An 18,883-nucleotide genomic window follows, 5' to 3' on the forward strand; every position below is an offset into this window, starting at 1 on the left:
GCCAACATGCAAAAGGATTATCGCAACGCAGGCAATGACCACACCGAAAACCTCGCAGAGGGTGTCGCCGCGACAGGTGACTACACCGCCGGGGCCGTGCCCTTGCCTGCGACCGGACTAATTAACGCCCGCGAAGAAGAAGTGGTCGCGGCCCAGGAATTCGAGGAAACTACCCGCATCGCTACTAAGCGTCCGATGAAGAAATTCCAGCTGTACCTGCGCCGATTCCTACGCAACAAGCTGGCCGTCGTGGGCACCATTATCTTCCTTTGTCTGGTAGTGATCGCTTTGTTCGGCAGCTTTGTCACTCCGTGGGCTTTTGACGAACCCGACTTTCTGGCGCTGTCCGAGCCACCGAGCTCCGAGCACTGGTTTGGCACCTCGTCCTCCGGCACTGACCTCTTTGCCATGGTGGTCCACGGCCTCGGTCGCTCTCTCACCATTGCTGTGATCGTCTCTTGCGCTACCACAGCCATCGCAGCCTTCGTCGGCGCAGCAGCAGCCCTGCTAGGCGGGCGCCCGGAGCGCGTCATCCTCAGCATCATCCACTTCCTGCTCGTGATCCCATCGTTCCTGCTCATCGCACTGATGGTGTCCGGTTCCGGTGGCGACTGGAAGGTGCTAACCGTCGTCCTCATCCTGTTTGGATGGGTGTACTACTCCCGCGTGATCTGGTCCATGTGTATTTCGCTACGTGAACGCGAATACATCAAGGCCGCGCGGTACATGGGAGTCTCTCCTTTCCGCACGGTGGTCCGCCATATGATCCCGAACATCGGATCCCTGCTCATCATCAACCTAACGCTGGGTGTGGTCTCTACCGTCATGAGCGAGACGGGCCTGTCCTTCCTGGGCCTGGGTGTGAAGATCCCCGATGTTTCGCTGGGTACTCTGCTGTCCTCGGGAGCCAACTCCTTGCAGTCCTCGCCGTGGGAGTTCTACTTCCCTGCCGCAGTGCTCACCTGTCTCACCGTGTCCATGGCATTTATCGCAGATGGTCTGCGCGATGCCCTCGATCCCAACTCCAACGCCGGAGGTCGTGCGTAAATGTTGCAGGTAACTGATCTTCGAGTGTCCTTCCCGTCTGAAGCTGGCGTGGTCAACGCCGTTCGTGGCGTTAACTTTGACCTCGCACCAGGTAAGACGCTGGCGATCGTTGGTGAGTCCGGCTCAGGCAAGTCCGTGACCTCCATGGCGATCATGGGCCTTTTGCCCGGCTACGCGCAATGCACCGGGTCCGTCAAGCTCAACGGTCGCGAACTGCTGGGCCTATCCGACCACGAGATGGCCCGAGTGCGTGGCAACGAAATCGGCATGATCTTCCAGGACCCGCTATCTGCCCTCACCCCTGTGTTCACCGTCGGTGACCAGATTGTGGAAGCGATTCTGGCCCATAACAAGGTCTCCAAGCAGCAGGCGTGGAATCGCGCCGTAGAGCTGCTCGATCTGGTGGGTATCCCTGAGCCACAGCGCCGCGCCAAGTCCTTCCCACACGAGTTTTCTGGCGGCATGCGCCAACGTGTGGTCATCGCCATCGCGATCGCGAACAACCCCCAGGTGCTCATCGCCGACGAACCAACCACGGCCCTCGACGTCACCATCCAGGCACAGATCCTGGACCTGATCAAGGTGGCGCAACGCGAGACCAACGCAGCCACCATCATGATCACCCACGACATGGGTGTTGTCGCTGGCACGGCCGACGACGTGCTGGTGATGTACGCGGGACGCCCAGTCGAGCACGCGGATGTGGATACGCTGTTTAGCAATCCGAAAATGCCGTACACCATCGGCCTGCTGGATTCGATCCCGAAGCTCGATTCCCCATCAGGCGTGCTCACCACTATCAAGGGAAACCCGCCGATTGTGGTGGATCTCCCCGACGAGTGCGCTTTCGCCCCGCGCTGCCCTATCGCCTCCGAGGAGTGCCTGGTCAGCGAACCAAAGCTGCGTCCAGTACCGGGCTCGCAAGCTCATCAGATCGCCTGCGTCAAGGACCTAACTGACCGCGCGATTTACCCAGTCCCTGAACTCGCGAGCGACACCCTCGCCAAGGTCCCGCGCGAAGAACGCGCGGACGTGCTGCACGTGGAAAATCTGAACAAGACGTTCCCGATCATGAAGGGATCCCTGCTCAAGCGCCAGGTAGGCGAAGTGCAGGCCGTTAACCAGGTCAGCTTTGACATCAAGGAAGGCGAGTGCTTCGCCATCGTGGGCGAGTCCGGCTCCGGTAAGACCACTACGCTGCTGGAGATCATGGAGCTCGCGCCTGCCGACGGCTCCACTATTGTCCTCAGTGGCAAGAACGCAGCCGAGTTCTCCAGGGCTGCCCGCAAGGCCGCTCGCAAAGACATCCAGATTGTGTTCCAGGATCCGATGGGCGCCCTCGATCCGCGTCTGACGATTTCCGAGATCCTCAAAGAACCGCTGCAGGCCCTCGGCTACCAGGGTGATCACGACGAGCGTGTCTCCGAACTAATGGAGCTCGTCGGGCTCAACCCGGCACACATCGACCGCTTCCCCGGCCACTTCTCCGGTGGTCAGCGCCAGCGCATCAATGTCGCCCGTGCCCTCGCAGCTAAACCGAAACTGATTGTCCTCGACGAGCCGGTCTCCGCCCTCGACGTCTCCATTCAGGCTGGCCTGCTCAATCTTCTTGCAGATCTTAAAGCCCGACTCGGCGTCAGCTACCTCTTCGTAGCGCATGACCTGTCCGTCGTCAGGCACATCTCCGACCGCGTGGCCGTGATGTACCGCGGCAGCTTCGTCGAACAGGGCGAGACGCACGCGCTTTTCGACGACCCCCGTCACCCTTACACCCAGGCGCTGCTCTCTGCTATTCCGCTGGCTGACCCGGCGGCTGAGCGCTTCCGAAAGCGCATCATTTTGCAGGAAACCACCGTGTCCGCGACCAAAGCTGCGACGGACGCCGAGCCTGGCTGCCCGTTCATCTCCCGTTGCCCGCTGCACCAGACGCTGGCACCTGATGAACAGGCAGTGTGCCAGCGCCCGGTGGCTATGCACCAAGTGCCGGGCATGGACCAGTTCGTGGCTTGCCATCACCGTTAGTTTTACCAACCCTAAAGAAAGGACGACGCTTATGCGACGCACACTCACCCGCCCGCTGGCGGCCCTCATCGCCGTTGGCGCCCTCTCCCTCACTGCATGTGGCGGTGGCGGCGATGCGAACAATGCCGAGAAGGTGGACATCACCAAGTCCACCAACGAGGTGGTAGCTTACGAGGACATCAAAGATGGTGGCATTATCACCACCGCTATCGAAGAGATCTCCCCGCAGCAAAACCCGTTCCACGCAGACGGCACCCGCTACACCTCGGATCTGTGGACGTGGTACAACCCGCAGCTAGCACTGTTCGATGAAAAGGGCGAGTACTCCTTTAACAAGGAGTACCTGACCGACGTCAAGGAAGAAAAGGACGGCGACAACACGAAGGTGACCTTCGTGTTCAACGACAAGGCCACGTTCAACGACGGCACCCCTATCGACTGGCGCGCTATCGAGGCAACCTGGAAGATCTCCAATGGCCAGGACCCGGCGTACACCCCAAGTTCTACTGATGGTTACGAGCAAATCAAGTCCGTGACCAAGGGCGCATCCGACAAGGAAGCTGTTGTTGAGTTCGACGGCGCGTACCCATGGTGGCAGGGCCTGTTCAACACCGTGGTTCACCCAACGGTCGCTGAGCCTGCAAACTACAACGACTACTTGAAGAAGGTCCACCCAGAATGGGGCGCTGGCCCATACAAGGTGGAGAACGTGGACTTCAACAAGGGCGAGGCCACCTTTGTGAAGAACGAAAAGTGGTGGGGCCGCCCTGGCAAGCTGGATAAGCGTGTGTTCCGTCAGATGGAATCCAGCGCTTCCCTCAACGCCTTCAAGAACGGCGAAATCGACGTCACCGGCAACGGTAACAAGGAACGATACTCTGCGCTGAAGGATATGCCGAACACCACACAGATCGTCGGCCCTATGGCTTCCACCTCGCTGTTCACTTTGAACGGCCAGTCCCCAATGCTCAGCGACATCAAGGTCCGCGAGGCCATCGCCAACGCTCTTGACCGCGAGCAGATCGGCAAGATCCGCTTCAATGGCATCCCGTACGAGGAGAAGGCCCCTGGCTCCCTGCAGCTCTACCAGTTCCAGACTGACGTCTACAAGGACAACTTCGGCTCCATCGTCCCGAAGGCCGACCCTGAAAAGGCCAAGAAACTGCTGGAAGAAGCCGGCTACACCATGGGTGCGGACGGCATCTACGAAAAGGACGGCCAGAAGCTCACTATCCGCTACGTGCTGATTGGCGACGCTGAGGTCTTCCGTGCAATGTCCCAGGCGACCCAGAAGATGCTCAAGGATGTGGGCATTGACCTGCAGATCCAGCAGCGCCCATCCAACGAGTTCTCCCAGGTGTCGAAGGAACGCGACTTCGACCTCTTCCCAATGGGCTTCTCCGCTGGTGACCCATACGGCATGGCGTACTTCGGCCAGACCTACCTGGCTAACTCTGAGCTGAACAAGTCCGGTACCGGCACGCCAGAGCTGGATGAGAAGATCCGCGAGATGCAGAAGCTTCCAACCCAGAAGGAACAGATCGACCGCGGCAATGAACTCGAGGTCGAAGCGCTTCAGCGCTACGGCATCATCCCGATGTACAACGGCCCAACCATGGCCATCACCAAGGAAGGCCTGGCCAACGCTGTCAAGACGGGCTTCCAGGTGACCCCTGTGGAAACCGTTGGCTGGAAGAAGTAGCCAATAATAAAAGACCGCATCTGTTAACAAGATGCGGTCTTTTTGTTATAACAGGAATTTACTCTGCAGCTTCTTCTGCAGCAGCCTCTTCGGCGTCAGCTTCCTTCTCAGCTTCCTCGGCAGCAGCCTTCTCAGCAGCTTCCTTCTCAGCCTTTGCCTTAGCCTCAGCTTCTTCCTTCGCCTTGCGCTTCTTCTCGGTGATAGCCTCAGCAGTTGGGCCCTCAGCAGCCTCAGCAAGAGCCTGGTTGAACAGGTCCAGCTTGGATGGCTTAGGCTCAGCAACCTTCAGGGTGCCCTCAGCGCCCTCGATGCCCTTGAACTTCTGCCAGTCACCGGTGACCTTCAGCAGAGCCAGAACAGCCTCGGTTGGCTGTGCGCCAACGGAAAGCCAGTACTGAGCGCGCTCAGAGTCGATCTTGATGACAGATGGCTCAGCCTTTGGCTCGTAGATACCGATGTTCTCGATAACCTTGCCCTGACGCTTGGTACGGGAGTCAGCGATAACAACGCGGTAGTGCGGGGTACGGATCTTGCCCATACGCTGCAGCTTGAACTTAACAGCCATGTATATTCCTTCTAGTCACTGGGCAGTACAGACACCGTGTTCTTTTAACACGGCCGGTTCAACCCTTCATTTGGTCTGCGTGTGACGTCTCCGTTCGGCCAGGGCCGGGGGCGGAAATTACGCAGGACTCAACTAGTCTAGACCACATGCTCACTGGGAACCAAAACGCCCCTTTCTGGAATCACAACTCGGCCTTCTACCCTGAGATAGTGCGCGCGATGCCCCGCGATGGCGCCCGCACCCTCGACGTTGGATGCGGCACGGGAGCCCTGCTAGGCCAGCTTCTTTCCCGGTCCGATGACCTATGGGGCATTGACCCAGATCCTGTGGCCCTGGCTTCGGCAGCGCAGCACGCGACCACGTTGCATGGCGACTTCCTCACCATGGAGCTCCCGACGTTTGACTACATCGTCGCCGTCGCATCGCTGCACCACATGGACACCACCGCTGCCCTGACGAAAATGATGGGCCTGCTTAACGACGGCGGGAAGGTCTACATCCTCGGGCTACACCGGATTGCCACTCCCCTGGATTGGACCCTCGCCGTGCTGGGCTGGTTGCCCGAAACCATTGAGACAGCTGTGCGCGGCAAATCCGACCCGCCGGTGGCCATGACAGACCCTATCGAAAGTTACGCAGAAATCAAACGCCAAGCCGAAAGGGTTTTGCCCGGCGCCCGGATTCGGCGCCGTCGGCACTACCGCTACAGCATCGAATGGGACAAACTCTAATCGAACCTCAATCTAAATAGGTCGACGTTCTCCATGTGCTTTGGCATCTTTTGTCCGTGATTATTGATCGGCTCCTCGTACCCGGTAGTGAGGCTGCCCATTCCCCGTGTTTCTCACAGACCTATTCTGAAACGCTCGATGAATGTAAAGCAACACCGCGGTAGCGACGGTACAAAACACTGCGTCGATACCAGCTTCGACGGCTGAGACTTGGGATTGGTTGAGATCACTAAGCCCCACCGCGCCAAACATGAAGAAGCCTAGATTGTTTCCCACATGGAGAGCCATGGGTGCTGCTAACCCGCCGGTCCGCTGCGCTAAAAAGCCAGCGCACAACGCAAACCACGCGATAGCAAGCAATCCTATCCAGGAGTACTCATGCCCAACAACAAACAATGGGAGTGGAATGACCACGGCTGCAATCCACGATCTAGCCCACTTGCCGCAGGCTTGCCCGAGCACCCCGCGGAAGACAATCTCTTCCGCCATCGATTGCGCTGGTACCAGCGCTATGCAGGCCAGGAGCAGTGGAACGTTAACGCTCACTGAGCGCGAAGGCCCCGCAAGGCACATCGCGCTCACGGATAGCAAGGCCAAGGGCAGTACCACGCACACCCCGGTAAGGAATAGCTTCCAGTCAAACGAGCCGGTCATCCCGAAAATGCTCTTCCACCGCCGACGGCGCACTATCCGAGCCGCAAGCATCGAAGCCGGCAAACCAGCCGCCAGCATCACTAGCATCGCGGTACAGACTTCTACTTGATACATATCCATTGGCTCTGCAAAACCACGATCGACGAAGCCTCCGGCACCAAACTGCCAAGCAACGAGTTCAATACCGCCGAGGCTAATCGTCACGAAGATCGGCCAAAGTACGAGCACCAACAAAATCTCTACCAAAGGATGCCACCAACGTCGGTGGGCTTGAATGAAATAGGACATGTTCTAAAGGTTCGCAGGCTATGCTCATCCACGACATCGGGCAAGTGTCCAGTCTTTTTCGTACTTTCGGCCGACACCGACGAAACCGCGCACCGGCTAAAGTTATGCTCCATGACCGCCCCTGCCCTCCGCCCGCCGTGGGTGATGGCCACATTCACTTGCATTATTTTCGGCCTTCTCACCTATTTGTTCATGTGGCCGGCGACCTTTGATTTTCAGGACCTAGGTGCCTTCCCCGATTCCTACACGGTTCCGCGAATTGCGTATCTCACGTTGCAGATACCTGCCGGTCTACTCAGCCTGGCCGGCCTGCCTTTTGTACTTCGTGGTGTACGCAGCGAGCATCCCGCTCAATATGTAGTTGCCACCACCACGATCTTCCTCGGTACTTTCGGGGCACTCGGTGTCTATGCAGGCTTATTCGCCATCATTGAGCTAGCTTCTCGACGTTCCATGCGGTGGGCAGCACTTGCCGCGGCAGCTGGAGTCTGCGGGGCAATCGGCAGCCTCATCGCGGACCCGGACAAATCCGAAGTTATCCCAGCTTTCGGCTTGAGTTGCGTGGTGATTATGGTATGCCTGCTGATTGGGATCGGCAGAGGTAAGCGTCGAGAAGCAGAAGAAGTGGCATGGCAGGAAGCGCAACTGAGCGCGCGCCACGACGAGCGGCTGCGCGTCGCTCGGGACATGCATGACTCGCTCACTCACCGACTCAGCCTCATTTCGGTGCACGCGGGGGTGCTCGAGATGCGGCCGGACCTGGACGAGCAGGATCGGGCACGCGAAGCTGCGACCATCCGGGAACAAGCAGCGGCGGCGGTCGCTGACCTGCACGAAGTTTTGTCGGTACTCCGCACGGAACCAGAAGCTGTGGATCCGCGACTGAACGCAGAAGACGTGGTGGCGCAAGCGCGCAACGCCGGAATGGAAGTCTCCTTGAGCATCGATTCGGAAGGCAAACAAAAGCTGGCGAGCCTCAGCACTACCTCACAGCACACGGTGCATCGCATGCTGCAAGAATGTCTCACCAACGCCCGAAAGCACGCTCCGGGCGCCCCAGTGCATATTTCCATTACTTCGGTGCCACAACTACGCGTATCAGTAAGCAATCCTGGAGCAGCAGCTGAAGGACCACACGGTGTTGGTCTCATTGGTCTTACTGAACGAGCAGAATTGAGTGGCGGTAGTCTTGCCGTGAGCACGAATCCATTCACCGTTACTTTGGAGCTGCCATGATCCGGGTGGGCATTGCCGACGATGAAGAGCTCATGCGCCATGGCCTGCGGATGCTCGTCGACTCCTCACCCGATCTCGTGTGTAGTGGAGAGGCCAGCAACGGCAAAGAAGCTCTCGCATTAGCGCGCGAATGTGACGTGCTCTTACTGGATCTACGCATGCCTGAGATGGATGGTTTGGCAGCACTCCCCCGCATCAAGGCTACCTTCCCGGATACTGAGGTCCTGGTTCTGACGGCTTTTGATACCCAAGCGAACGTGCTGGCTGCCCTTCAAGAAGGCGCAATTGGTTTTCTGCTGAAGACGACTCCGCCCCGCCAATTGCTAGCTGCAATCCATGCAGCAGCTGCCGGACAAACGCTGCTATCCCCTGCCGTGTTGCAAGACTTACTTAACCAAGCACAACCCCGTCCGGTTGATCCTGGAGTGTCTACCTTGAGCGAACGGGAACGGGAAGTTACCCAGCTCATTGCTGCAGGGAAGACCAACCAAGAAATATCAGCTGAGCTTTATCTGTCGATGTCCACCGTGAAGACGCACATCGCTCGAATCATGGAAAAACTCGACTGCACCAACCGCGTGCAGGTGGCTATTAAAGTATTGGCGGATTTTTGACTCTGAGATGTCCTTAAAACTGCCTGCAATGGGACAACTTCGAGTCAAAAATCCGCGTGGGCCTGCCTAGTCGAACTTCAGCTTGCTCAGGTCGATGTTTTCCATACCCTTCGGCAGCTTCGGCATTCCAGGCATTCCCGGCATACCAGGCATCCCGGCGCCACCCATCTGTTCTTGCATTTTCTGCAGTTCTTCCATGGATGGCATACCGCCAGGCATTCCCGGCATACCGCCCCGGTTCCGGTTCTTGATTGGCTTCTTCTTGCCGCCCTTGCCCTTGCGGGTCTTGCGCTGCTTCTTGGTGGCGGAGCCACCACCAATGCCGGCCATGCCCATTTGGCCGACCATCTTGCCCATCATTTTCTTGGCTTCGAAGAAGCGCTCGACCAGGTTGTTGACGTCGGAGACGGACACACCGGAGCCGTTGGCGATGCGCTTGCGCCGGGAAGCGTTGAGGATTTTCGGGTCTTCGCGCTCGGCTGGGGTCATGCCACGGATGATGGCCTGGATGCGGTCGAGTTGTTTCTCGTCCACCATGTCTGCCATCTGGGACATCTGTTTTCCGCCGGGCAGCATTTTCAGGATGTTGCCGATTGGGCCCATCTTGCGGACCATGAGCATCTGGTTAAGGAAGTCATCCAGGGTGAGCTCGCCGGTGCCCATCTTCTGGGCGGTTTGCAGCGCTTGCTCGTGGTCGAGGGTCGCTTCGGCCTGCTCGATGAGGGTGAGCATGTCGCCCATGCCGAGGATGCGGCTGGCCATGCGCTCTGGGTGGAAGACGTCGAAGTCTTCCAGCTTTTCGCCGGTGGAGGCGAACATAATGGGTTTGCCGGTGACCTCACGGATCGACAGCGCCGCGCCACCACGGGCATCGCCATCAAGTTTGGTGAGGACTACGCCGGTGAAGTCAACGCCGTCGCGGAACGCCTCAGCGGTTTGGACTGCGTCCTGACCAATCATGGCGTCGATGACGAAAAGGACTTCATCTGGGTTGATAGCGTCGCGAATCCCCCGCGCCTGCGCCATCAGGGTTTCATCGATACCGAGGCGACCTGCGGTGTCCACGATGACGAAGTCACGCTGCTGATGCTTGGCCTCTTCGATACCGCGACGGGCAACGTCAACTGGATCACCATGGGAGGTACCCATTTCGTGCTCGAGGGTGTCAATGGCGGTACCTGGATCAGGGGCGAACGTCGGCACGCCAGCGCGTTCACCGACGATCTGCAGCTGCTGCACCGCGCCCGGACGCTGCAGGTCACAGGCCACCAGCATCGGAGTGTGGCCCTGCTTCACCAGGTGCTTGGCGAGCTTACCTGCGAGGGTCGTCTTACCGGCACCCTGCAAACCAGCAAGCATAACGACGGTCGGTGGGTTCTTCGCCAGGTTAATACGACGGGTCTCGCCGCCGAGGATCTCGATGAGCTCCTCATTGACGATCTTGATGACCTGCTGCGCAGGGTTCAGTGCCTCAGACACCTCGGCGCCAGCGGCGCGTTCCTTGATGCGCTTAATAAAACCGCGCACCACGGTGAGTGAGACGTCGGCTTCCAGCAGCGCGAGGCGAATCTCCCGAGCGGTGGCGTTAATGTCGCTTTCGGAGAGCTTGCCCTTGCCCCTCAGGCCCGTGAGGGCTGTTTGCAGGCGGTCGGACAAAGATTCAAACACGTCTAAGGCTCCCTAGTACTCATAAAGCTATGTCGTCACTATGGTAGTCGGCTTAGCCAGTCAAGCGGAAATGCGAGACCTAGAATTCGAGTCTCGGAGTGAAAATCCGCTCTAGCGACCAAATAGCGCTAGTTCTACTCCGACTCTCGAATTCCAGGTCTCGCATTCAGCCTGGAAAACCGCTAGAGCGCTTCATCCCCCCGCTCTCCCGTGCGCACCCGAATGGCTTCGTCAACGGGGGTGACCCAGATTTTCCCGTCTCCCACTTTCCCAGTGCGGGCGGAGGCAATAATAGCTTCGATCACTTTTTCTGTGGCCTCTGCGTGTACCAAGATTTCTATTTTTGTTTTGCTAACGAATCCTGGGTTGTAGTTTTCCCCGCGGTAGACCTCTGATTTCGCTTTTTGGGCGCCGAAGCCTTGTACTTCGGTAACTGTCATGCCGTGGATTCCCAGCTGGCTCAGTGCTTCTCGGACGTCATCGAGCATGAATGGCTGGATCACTGCGTTTATTAGTTTGATCATTTATTTTCCTTCCATCCCGAGGGCGTCGTAGGCGGTTTCGCCGTGAACGTGTGCGTCGATGCCACCGTGCTCTACCGCGCGGTCGACGCGCCAAACCAGGGTCTTCTCTAGCGCGAACCCAATCACAGCGGTCATCACTCCGGTATAGAGCATCGTCACCGCTGCCACCACTGTTTGCACGATGAGCAGCTTGAAACCATAGGAAACATCACCGGTGAAGATTCCGTTACCGTGTGCGAACAGCGCTAATCCGACGGTGCCCCATACTCCTGCGACCAAGTGGACGCCGACTACATCGAGGGAGTCGTCGAACTTGAAGCGGAATTTCAGCGCCACTCCGAAGGCTGCGAGGAATCCACCGAAAAATCCCAGGATCAGGGAGGTGACCGGGGTGAGCACTCCGGCAGCGGGCGTAATAGCCACCAGACCAGCGACAACGCCGGAAGCGGCGCCGAGTGAGGTGGCATGGCCGTCGCGAAGCTTTTCGGCGAGTAGCCACCCGAGAATGCCTGCGGCGGCTGCGGCGGTGGTGTTGAGCGTGGCCAACCCCGCGGACCACCCCGCCTCGTGCGCCGAACCGCCGTTGAAGCCGAACCAGCCGAACCACAGCAGCGCCGCGCCGAGCATCACGAAGGGGAGGTTGTGCGGGCGGTGCGCGGAACGCATAAAGGTATGCCGCTTACCGACGAGTATTGCCAGCAGGAGCGCAGCCGTGCCAGCGGAGATGTGGATGGCGGTGCCACCGGCGAAATCCACTGGTGGTACTTTGGCTTCGCCGTCCTCGGCCCCGAACATCCAGGCGGCTACCGAGTGTGCGTGCTCGGAGAGTACTCCCCCGCCCCAAATCATGTGGGCGAGCGGGAAATAGACGAACGTCGACCACAGTGCTGTGAAGGCCAGCCAAGTCCCGAACTTCACACGGTCCGCTAACGCTCCTGAGATAAGCGCACAGGCGATAACCGCGAAGGTGAGCTGGTACCCCACTTCAATTACGGTCGGGTATCCAAACGTGGAGATCACCGGGGCGTCGGCCGTACCGATCGAACCACGTAGCCCAAAGAACTCGAACGGGTTGGAAAACAACCCTGCAATGTCCTGTGTGCCGTAGGACATCGACCAGCCCCACAACACGTATATAACGGTGACGACGCCCAGCGAGCCGAACGACATCATCATCATGTTCAGCACGGACTTTTGGCGGGACATTCCCCCATAAAACAGCGCAAGCGCCGGTGTCATGATTAACACCAGCGCTGTCGAGACCAACATCCAACTTATGTTGGCAAACATTTCCGTATCCATATGACGGGCCTTCTTTCATCTCATCAGGGGCCCATCATTAGCCCTATGTGAAACAGCCTAAACCCGTCTGGATCGCCAGTTGGAAGTTTTATTCACACTGTTGTGGTTAGGCGAGCAGAGCGTCCACGAAGCTTTCCACCTCGAACGGTGCAAGGTGATCTGCGCCTTCGCCGAGGCCAACCAGCTTGACCGGGACCCCGAGTTCTTCCTGGACCTGGAACACGATGCCACCCTTGGCCGTGCCATCCAGCTTGGTCAGCACTACGCCGGTGATGTCCACGACGTCGCGGAACGTACGGGCTTGCATGAGGCCGTTCTGGCCGACGGTGGCGTCGAGAACGAGCAGGACCTCGTCTACCTTCGCCTTCTTCTCGACCACGCGCTTGACCTTACCCAGCTGGTCCATCAGGCCGACGGAGGTGTGGAGGCGACCTGCGGTGTCGATCAACACCACATCGGCTTGCGTTTCGACGCCCTTAGACACCGCATCGAATGCGACGGATGCTGGGTCAGCACCTTCTGCACCACGCACGGTCTGGGCGCCCACCCGACGGCCCCACGTCTCCAACTGATCAGCCGCCGCAGCACGGAACGTATCCGCCGCTCCCAGCAGCACCTTGTGCCCCATGGACACCAGCACACGAGCGAGCTTGCCGGTCGTGGTGGTCTTACCGGTACCGTTCACGCCCACCACCAACACGACGGCCGGCTTGCCCTCATACGGCATCGCCTTGATCGTGCGATCCAGTTCCGGCTTGCCCACCTCAATCAGCGTCTCTCGAAGCATCGCGCGAGCCTCGTCTTCGGAATTCACACCGCGCTCGGCGATCTTCTCCCGCAGGGACTCAACCACCGTCATAGTGGTCGCGGTCCCCAAGTCAGCCATAATCAGCTGATCCTCGATCTCCTCCCACGCGTCCTCATCCAGGTCACCAGCGGTGAGCATGCCCAGGACGGACTGCCCCAGGAAGTTGTTGGACTTGGCCAGCTTGCCACGCAGCTTACCCAGACGGCCAGCAGCAGGCTCGATCTCTTCCACTGGGGCAGGCGCAGGTTCCGGCTCTATTTCGGGTACCGGGGTCTGCTCCAGGGCAGCCTCCGCTGCATCAGCTGTGACGGCCGCCGCTTCAGCTGCCTCCTCGGCTTCTGCAATGACTTCCGGTTCGGAAGGCTCAACAGGTTCTTGGGCAGGTTCGTCAGCAGGTTCTACTGCTGGTTCCACCGCCAGTTCCTCTGCCACTTCCTGGGCAATCGGGGTATCCGCGACAGGTTCCGCAATAACCTCAGGCTCTTCAACTGGTTCTTGAGTCACCGGGGTTTCAGGTTCTACCTCCGGTTCCACAACGGGTTCTGGCGCAACGGGAGCGACAGCCTCAACAGACTCCGGCGCTGCGGGTTCCGCGGGTTTGAGTTCCTGGCCGTCGAGAAGCTCTGGCTCTTTTGCCGGGGCGAAGTTAAACCCGCCGGCAGCGGTGTAATTACCGCTCTTTTCCTCGCGGGTCAGCTCCTTCGGCTGTTCCTCCTTAGTAAAGGAAACAGTCTTGTCTTTTTTCCGTTTGTTGCCGAGCACGACCAGCAGCACAACGAGCAGGAGTAGGACGACGAGGGCGCCAATGAGGAGAGAGGTAATATTCATGGCTTCCATATTGGCAGTAACCCAGCGCCTCCTGCCACTCGAATACCCCTAGGCGGGCAGCAATCGAAGTTCTTCTAGGCGAGGGATTCTGCTCTTCATGCGCTCCGAAAGTTCGGTTTGCATATGACGCAGCTTCTCGACACTCACCCCAGATTCCAGTTCCGCCAGCACATCCATAACCAGCTCGTGCCCGAGCCAGCGGGCCCGCACCCCCGAAACCCGGAGAATGCCCTGTTGGTCTGAGGCCACGTGGGTCGCGGTGTCGATGAGATGTGGGTCTACGCCGTCAAGAAGCCTGCTGACCACGCTCTTCATGGAGCTAACCAGCACCCCCACCACCATCACCCCGATGAAGAGGCCCACGATGGCGTCGATCCGGCCGTGCCCGAACATCGCCCCTACCGCGCCGATAACCACGGCGAGGGAGGTCAGTGCGTCGGCGCGCGCATGCTGCCCCTCGGCGATGAGCGCGGCGGAGCCGACTTTCCGTCCCGCCCGGATGCGATATTGCGCGACAAGTTCGTTGCCGAGCGCACCGATGATCGCGGCGGCCAGCACCCATCCGATGTTGGTCATGTCGCGTGGGTGGCGCATGGCGTCGATGACATCAACAAAAATCATCCCGGCAGATGCTGCAATGACCAGGCCAATGAACAGGCCCACCAAGTCCTCCGCGCGCCGCAGGCCAAAGGTGAAGCTTTTCGACGGAGCCCGGCGCGCCAACCGCAACGCAATAATTAACGGAATGGTGGTGACGAGGTGGCCGAGGTTGTGGATCGTGTCGGCGAACAGCCCGACCGAACCACTGATAGCCACGATGACAATCTGAAGCGCAGCCGTCACAGCCATTCCTGCGAGGCTAATCCAGGCCGCCCGCATCGCAATTCTGTAGGCATCGGCAGAATCGCTGATCATATGCGCGTGATCGTGCGAATGCGGCACGATCGCATGTTTCACGCTGTGCCACAGACCGTGGTCATGGTGCTTATTCATCCTTTAAGTATCTGCGCAGTTATGCAGATATGCAAGTAGTTGCTCGGGATTTAGCGTACCGATGGGACTTTTCAGCCCCGAAAAATCCCAAACGTACGCTTGATTTTGGATCGCACTTTAATACCGGCGTTATAGTAATTCCATGCACAAAAAGGATACGATCCACGCCCCCGACCTCATGCACGCTAACCTCGCTGCAGAGTCTTTCCGCATTTTGAGTGACCCAACCCGTATCCGCATCATCTGGCTGCTGTTGCAGGGCGAATTCAACGTCAATCAGCTGGCCGAGACTTTGGAGGTCACCCCATCGGTGGTGAGCCAGCATCTGGCCAAACTCAAGACCGCGCAGCTGGTGAACTTCCGTAGGGAAGGCACCTTCATGTTCTACTCTGCCAAGGACGAACACTTGGAGCTGTTGCTGAGTGAGGGGCTCTCTCACGCCGAGCACGTCGCTGGTGACGTCGCTGGTAACGGCCCCCACTCATACCGGGACGCAATGCGGGTTAAGAACTGGCACGCAGCCCACGAGGACTAGCAGCCCGCTGCCACGAAAAGCAGCCGCCACGTTACATCCCTGGGTACTTCACTGCCAGCACCATTGCCTCAGCGGCGACGAGGTCACCGGTAACCAGCTCCGGTACCACTTCCGCTAGCTCGGCCCATTCGGCAGCGGCCTTGAGCAGCAGCTTCGGCTTACCCATGAGTCCATGGGCATGCATGCGCGCCGCGAGCGCGAACACCATCGAGGCCACTGGCACGAGAGCCCAGTGATTTTCGCGGGCGTCGGTGTCCACGCCGTCGAGCTTGTCGAAGCGGACGCGAGCGGAAGCGTACACGGCCTTGCTGGATCCCTTGAGCGCACGCAAGGTGCTCACCATCGCTTGAACGAGCTGCTCGTCGATGAGTTCGATGAGCGTGGCCCGCTTGTGGAACGCCTCCATGACTGCCAGCAGTCGGGAAGAATCATCCATGATGGCGCCTGGGACAATATCTCCCTGCGAGAAAAGAACCCCGAGCAACGCCTGCTGCTGAGCCTCGTCCATCATCGCCAGCTGAACAGTGGAACGATCAATGCACGCGGTGTCCAAAGTATTGTCGCGACCGGTGGAAAGCGCCTCTACCAGACGTTTTCCGGCCAGCGCCTCAAGTTCCTTGACCAGCGGACGCACCGGCTGTTCGTTTTCGATCAGTGCGGGCAGCTGCCCCATCAGTTCCAGCGCGCCGATCCACGGGGAGCGATGCGCGGCAGCGGAATTGGAAGAGGAGAACGGCCCCAAGATCAGCCCGGAGGAAATGATACGGCCCGGCTGTTTCTCCGCTGCAACGAGAGATCCGGACAGCGCGTCGAGCGCGGCGCTCGGGTTGGAGCGCAGCGCGGTGAGCACTGCTTCCCTATCGCTGTGCTCGCCCTTCCACGATGACAGGTAGTCCCACAGCACTGGCATGAGGCGCGGATCTTCTGGCGCCACGTCTACCTCGCCGGCAAGGAACGCGGAGAGTTGGGCGAACGCCGGGTCTGGGTCGGCATAAAAGCCTTCTTGTTCCAACCGGATTGCTGCGTCGGTAGGCGCATAAGGGGCGCGCAGGATATTGAACGGATCGTTGGTGTGCACGTCCACAATGAGGTCACCAGCCCCCACCAGCTCGGCCGGTAGTTCAGTGGCGCGATCCAGGGTCAGCGATTGCGCGGGAACCCACGGTGCGGATGCCAGCCAGATCCAGGCTGCGAGCCCATCGCCGTCGACAAGCAGCTGCGTGCCGTCGAGGGTGAGCGTGGTGAACGTCGGCGTGGCGGTGATATCGGCGAGGTTGACAGAGGCGCGTTTCTTACTGCGCGGGTCGGTCCATTCCAGTTCGAGGCGGCCGCTCATCATGGTGGTGGCGGGCAGGAGGGCCTCGTAGGTGGTCTCGTCGGAAGAGGTCATCTTCACCGTACGCACCGGGGCGCCGTGCTGGTTACGCAGCGAGATCGTTGGCCGCCCCAGGCCCTTACCTGCGCGGATACGGATCGGCCGGGTGGGGTCAAGGTCGGCGGCACGGCACGCAATACGCGTCGTACGCCACACCGCTGGCTTACCGACGAGCGGAAGCTCAAACTGCAGTCGCGGCGGAGTAAACCGCAACGGAAGTTGATCCCCCACCTCCGTGGTGATGGCGAAGGTCGCCTCGGCAGCATCGGGCGCCACAGAAATCTCGGCAGGGGTGATCTCGAATGGCTTAAAGGTCGGCTTCACCAAGAGCACGGCCTCACTGAGGCTACCAGCAGCCGGAATACGCACAGAACGCACCAGACCGACGAAATCGGTAGAAGCGGCCATGCCCTCCACGATGGCGTACTCGTGGCGGAACGACTCGTTGCGTGGGCCGCGCAGTCGCACCAGGTACTCTCCCACCCACGGATCGTCGTAGGCCTCGGGGTCGAAAATGTCAAAGCTACCGCCCTCAGCCGGCACCTCCAGGGGCTCTTCCTGAGCCACTTCCTCACCCGCAGCACCGGCGCCACCGAACGAGGAAATAGACAGATACCAGGTCTCATCCGCACCAGAGAGCGTAGGCGGAAAATCAGCGATCAAACTGGCGCTATGCACCTGCAGACCCGAAGCCGTGCGCACATTGTCTACCGGTTCGGACGGATCCCGGAAGGTCACCCGCTGGCGCGGATTAATCGCACGTACCGGCCGCACCGGAGAGATCTGCTGATTCGGGCGCACCAACTGGATGGAATCCGCCGCGGAGGTATCCAGCACCCGGCAGATCCAGGAGTCCCAGCCCTCAATGGCAAAAGTCTCTACCTCTGGAAGCGCCTTGGACGTCACCACGTCTACCAGCTCGGCATCCGCAGGCGCCACGACAGACAGGGCTGCGTAGTGAAGCGTCTTTTTCCCGGAGATATCGTGGCCCTTGGGGCTGAACACCAACATGGGGTCCTCAGAGTCCACCACTGGGACCGTCCAGGTGATGTTGTTGGTGGAGTCCACCACGGTCAGCTCACGCAGTGGCCTATCGAGGGTGATATCCAAGGCCTCGGTGAAAGGCGAGGTGTCGCCCCACGGGCGTCCGGTCCGGAAAATCCGGGTCGTGCCCTCCATAGACACCCGCCACACGATCTCCGTTCCTTCACCCACGTGCTGCTCTGGCAGGCGTAGGCACACCTTCCTGCGGGCAGCATCGAGGATCACGCGGGGTCGCAGCTCACGAGTGGCAACACCGACCGCCATACGACGGTTCTCGGTACCGGCGGGACGTTCCTTCAACTCCTCCACCACTGAGTCATTCACCAGGGGCGCGAGCTCCAAATGGGAACGGTCTCGGTCGAGCCACGATTTCGGGTGTTCGAGGGAAAACGCGCGCACCGCAGCGATGTCCTGGAAGAGCTTGTCGTGGAACTGGCTCAGCGGAATATCGAGCTCAGCGGGGTCAAAGTCCCCATCCATGGCTTCGAGCACATCAGGGATCTTGGCGCTGGTCACACCGGTGTGCAGTTCCAGTGCGAGGACAGGATCCTCGGAGCCAACGAATAGGCCAGTCTTGTCCAGCAGCTCGAACACTTTCGCTGCGGGGACGTCGGCAAGCGCTGCGTCCAACTCGAGGCCGGCACAGTATTCGACAAAGAACTGTCCGCGTTCAACCATGCGGGAGGCACGCTTAATCAATGTGGTGGTGGTGAGGGCGGGCATGACGTCGATAAGCGCAGCAAAATCGGCGCCAGCGGACAGCTGACGGCGCACGAAGGTGCCGAAGAACCGCTCGATGCGCTGCAGCTCGTCGCGGGACAGCCCAGAGTCTGGGAAGAAGGAAATATCGGCGAGGGTTTGGGCGAGCTCCAGTTCCGTCTGGGATGCCCACCCCAGTAGAGAATCCTGCAAATCTGCAATCGGTTGGCCGCCGCTCAATGTTCTTC

The 18,883-nt window shown here is 59.5% G+C and carries 15 protein-coding genes; 7 read left to right on the forward strand and 8 right to left on the reverse strand.

Annotated elements, in window-relative coordinates; all coding sequences use genetic code 11:
• The first annotated feature begins 6 nt into the window (after positions 1–6).
• From HW450_RS02140 to HW450_RS02150, 3 genes are read left to right on the forward strand one after another with little or no spacing between them, the layout of a single operon-like run.
• Complete coding sequence (locus HW450_RS02140; protein WP_182386392.1) at positions 7–1,047, forward strand: ABC transporter permease; 1,041 nt, start codon at positions 7–9, stop codon at positions 1,045–1,047.
• Positions 1,048–3,069: a dipeptide ABC transporter ATP-binding protein gene (locus tag HW450_RS02145; RefSeq protein ID WP_182386393.1), complete on the forward strand. Its 2,022-nt coding sequence runs from the start codon at positions 1,048–1,050 to the stop codon at positions 3,067–3,069.
• Between the two features lie 31 nt (positions 3,070–3,100).
• Positions 3,101–4,771: an ABC transporter family substrate-binding protein gene (locus HW450_RS02150; RefSeq protein WP_182386394.1), complete on the forward strand. Its 1,671-nt coding sequence runs from the start codon at positions 3,101–3,103 to the stop codon at positions 4,769–4,771.
• 58 nt (positions 4,772–4,829) lie between these two features.
• On the opposite strand, the gene rpsP is transcribed toward HW450_RS02150, so the two are convergent.
• Positions 4,830–5,336 carry a 30S ribosomal protein S16 gene (rpsP, locus tag HW450_RS02155; RefSeq protein WP_182386395.1) on the reverse strand — a complete coding sequence of 169 codons (507 nt, stop codon included), beginning with the start codon at positions 5,334–5,336 and terminating at the stop codon, positions 4,830–4,832.
• 146 nt (positions 5,337–5,482) lie between these two features.
• Here rpsP and HW450_RS02160 point away from each other — a divergent pair, with 146 nt between their 5' ends.
• On the forward strand, positions 5,483–6,067 hold the full coding sequence (locus HW450_RS02160) for a class I SAM-dependent methyltransferase (protein WP_182386396.1): 585 nt from the start codon (positions 5,483–5,485) through the stop codon (positions 6,065–6,067).
• Positions 6,068–6,127: 60 nt separating this feature from the next.
• On the opposite strand, the gene HW450_RS02165 is transcribed toward HW450_RS02160, so the two are convergent.
• Entirely contained in the window at positions 6,128–7,009 is an 882-nt protein-coding gene (locus tag HW450_RS02165) for a CPBP family intramembrane glutamic endopeptidase (protein WP_182386397.1), read from the reverse strand.
• A 111-nt stretch (positions 7,010–7,120) separates the two neighbouring features.
• Between HW450_RS02165 and HW450_RS02170 the strand changes: the two genes are divergently transcribed.
• Together HW450_RS02170 and HW450_RS02175 are read left to right on the forward strand one after the other, a co-directional pair.
• A complete protein-coding gene (locus tag HW450_RS02170) occupies positions 7,121–8,245 on the forward strand; it encodes a sensor histidine kinase (protein WP_182386398.1) in 1,125 nt (374 codons plus the stop codon).
• Positions 8,242–8,859 carry a response regulator gene (locus tag HW450_RS02175; protein ID WP_182386399.1) on the forward strand — a complete coding sequence of 206 codons (618 nt, stop codon included), beginning with the start codon at positions 8,242–8,244 and terminating at the stop codon, positions 8,857–8,859. Before HW450_RS02170 ends, HW450_RS02175 begins: the two co-directional genes overlap by 4 nt.
• Before the next feature lie 66 nt (positions 8,860–8,925).
• Here the strand turns inward: HW450_RS02175 and ffh are convergent, their stop codons facing one another.
• The 5 genes from ffh to HW450_RS02200 form a co-directional block, all read right to left on the reverse strand.
• Positions 8,926–10,527: a signal recognition particle protein gene (gene ffh, locus HW450_RS02180; protein ID WP_182386400.1), complete on the reverse strand. Its 1,602-nt coding sequence runs from the start codon at positions 10,525–10,527 to the stop codon at positions 8,926–8,928.
• A 182-nt stretch (positions 10,528–10,709) separates the two neighbouring features.
• Positions 10,710–11,048, reverse strand: coding sequence for a P-II family nitrogen regulator (locus HW450_RS02185; RefSeq protein WP_182387264.1), 339 nt, complete (start codon positions 11,046–11,048; stop codon positions 10,710–10,712).
• A gap of 3 nt (positions 11,049–11,051) precedes the next feature.
• A complete protein-coding gene (locus HW450_RS02190; protein ID WP_182386401.1) occupies positions 11,052–12,353 on the reverse strand; it encodes an ammonium transporter in 1,302 nt (433 codons plus the stop codon).
• A 106-nt stretch (positions 12,354–12,459) separates the two neighbouring features.
• Positions 12,460–13,989 (reverse strand): signal recognition particle-docking protein FtsY, encoded by a 1,530-nt coding sequence (gene ftsY / locus HW450_RS02195; RefSeq protein ID WP_182386402.1) that lies wholly within the window; start codon positions 13,987–13,989, stop codon positions 12,460–12,462.
• A 48-nt stretch (positions 13,990–14,037) separates the two neighbouring features.
• A complete protein-coding gene (locus tag HW450_RS02200; protein WP_182386403.1) occupies positions 14,038–14,982 on the reverse strand; it encodes a cation diffusion facilitator family transporter in 945 nt (314 codons plus the stop codon).
• Positions 14,983–15,124: 142 nt separating this feature from the next.
• Here HW450_RS02200 and HW450_RS02205 point away from each other — a divergent pair, with 142 nt between their 5' ends.
• Positions 15,125–15,517, forward strand: coding sequence for an ArsR/SmtB family transcription factor (locus HW450_RS02205; RefSeq protein WP_182386404.1), 393 nt, complete (start codon positions 15,125–15,127; stop codon positions 15,515–15,517).
• A gap of 31 nt (positions 15,518–15,548) precedes the next feature.
• On the opposite strand, the gene HW450_RS02210 is transcribed toward HW450_RS02205, so the two are convergent.
• The gene (locus HW450_RS02210; protein ID WP_182386405.1) at positions 15,549–18,875 is read right to left on the reverse strand and encodes a hypothetical protein; all 3,327 of its coding nucleotides are present in this window, start codon (positions 18,873–18,875) and stop codon (positions 15,549–15,551) included.
• Positions 18,876–18,883 lie beyond the last annotated feature (8 nt).

It is taken from the genome of Corynebacterium hindlerae (genome assembly GCF_014117265.1).
GTDB classification, from domain to species: domain Bacteria; phylum Actinomycetota; class Actinomycetes; order Mycobacteriales; family Mycobacteriaceae; genus Corynebacterium; species Corynebacterium hindlerae.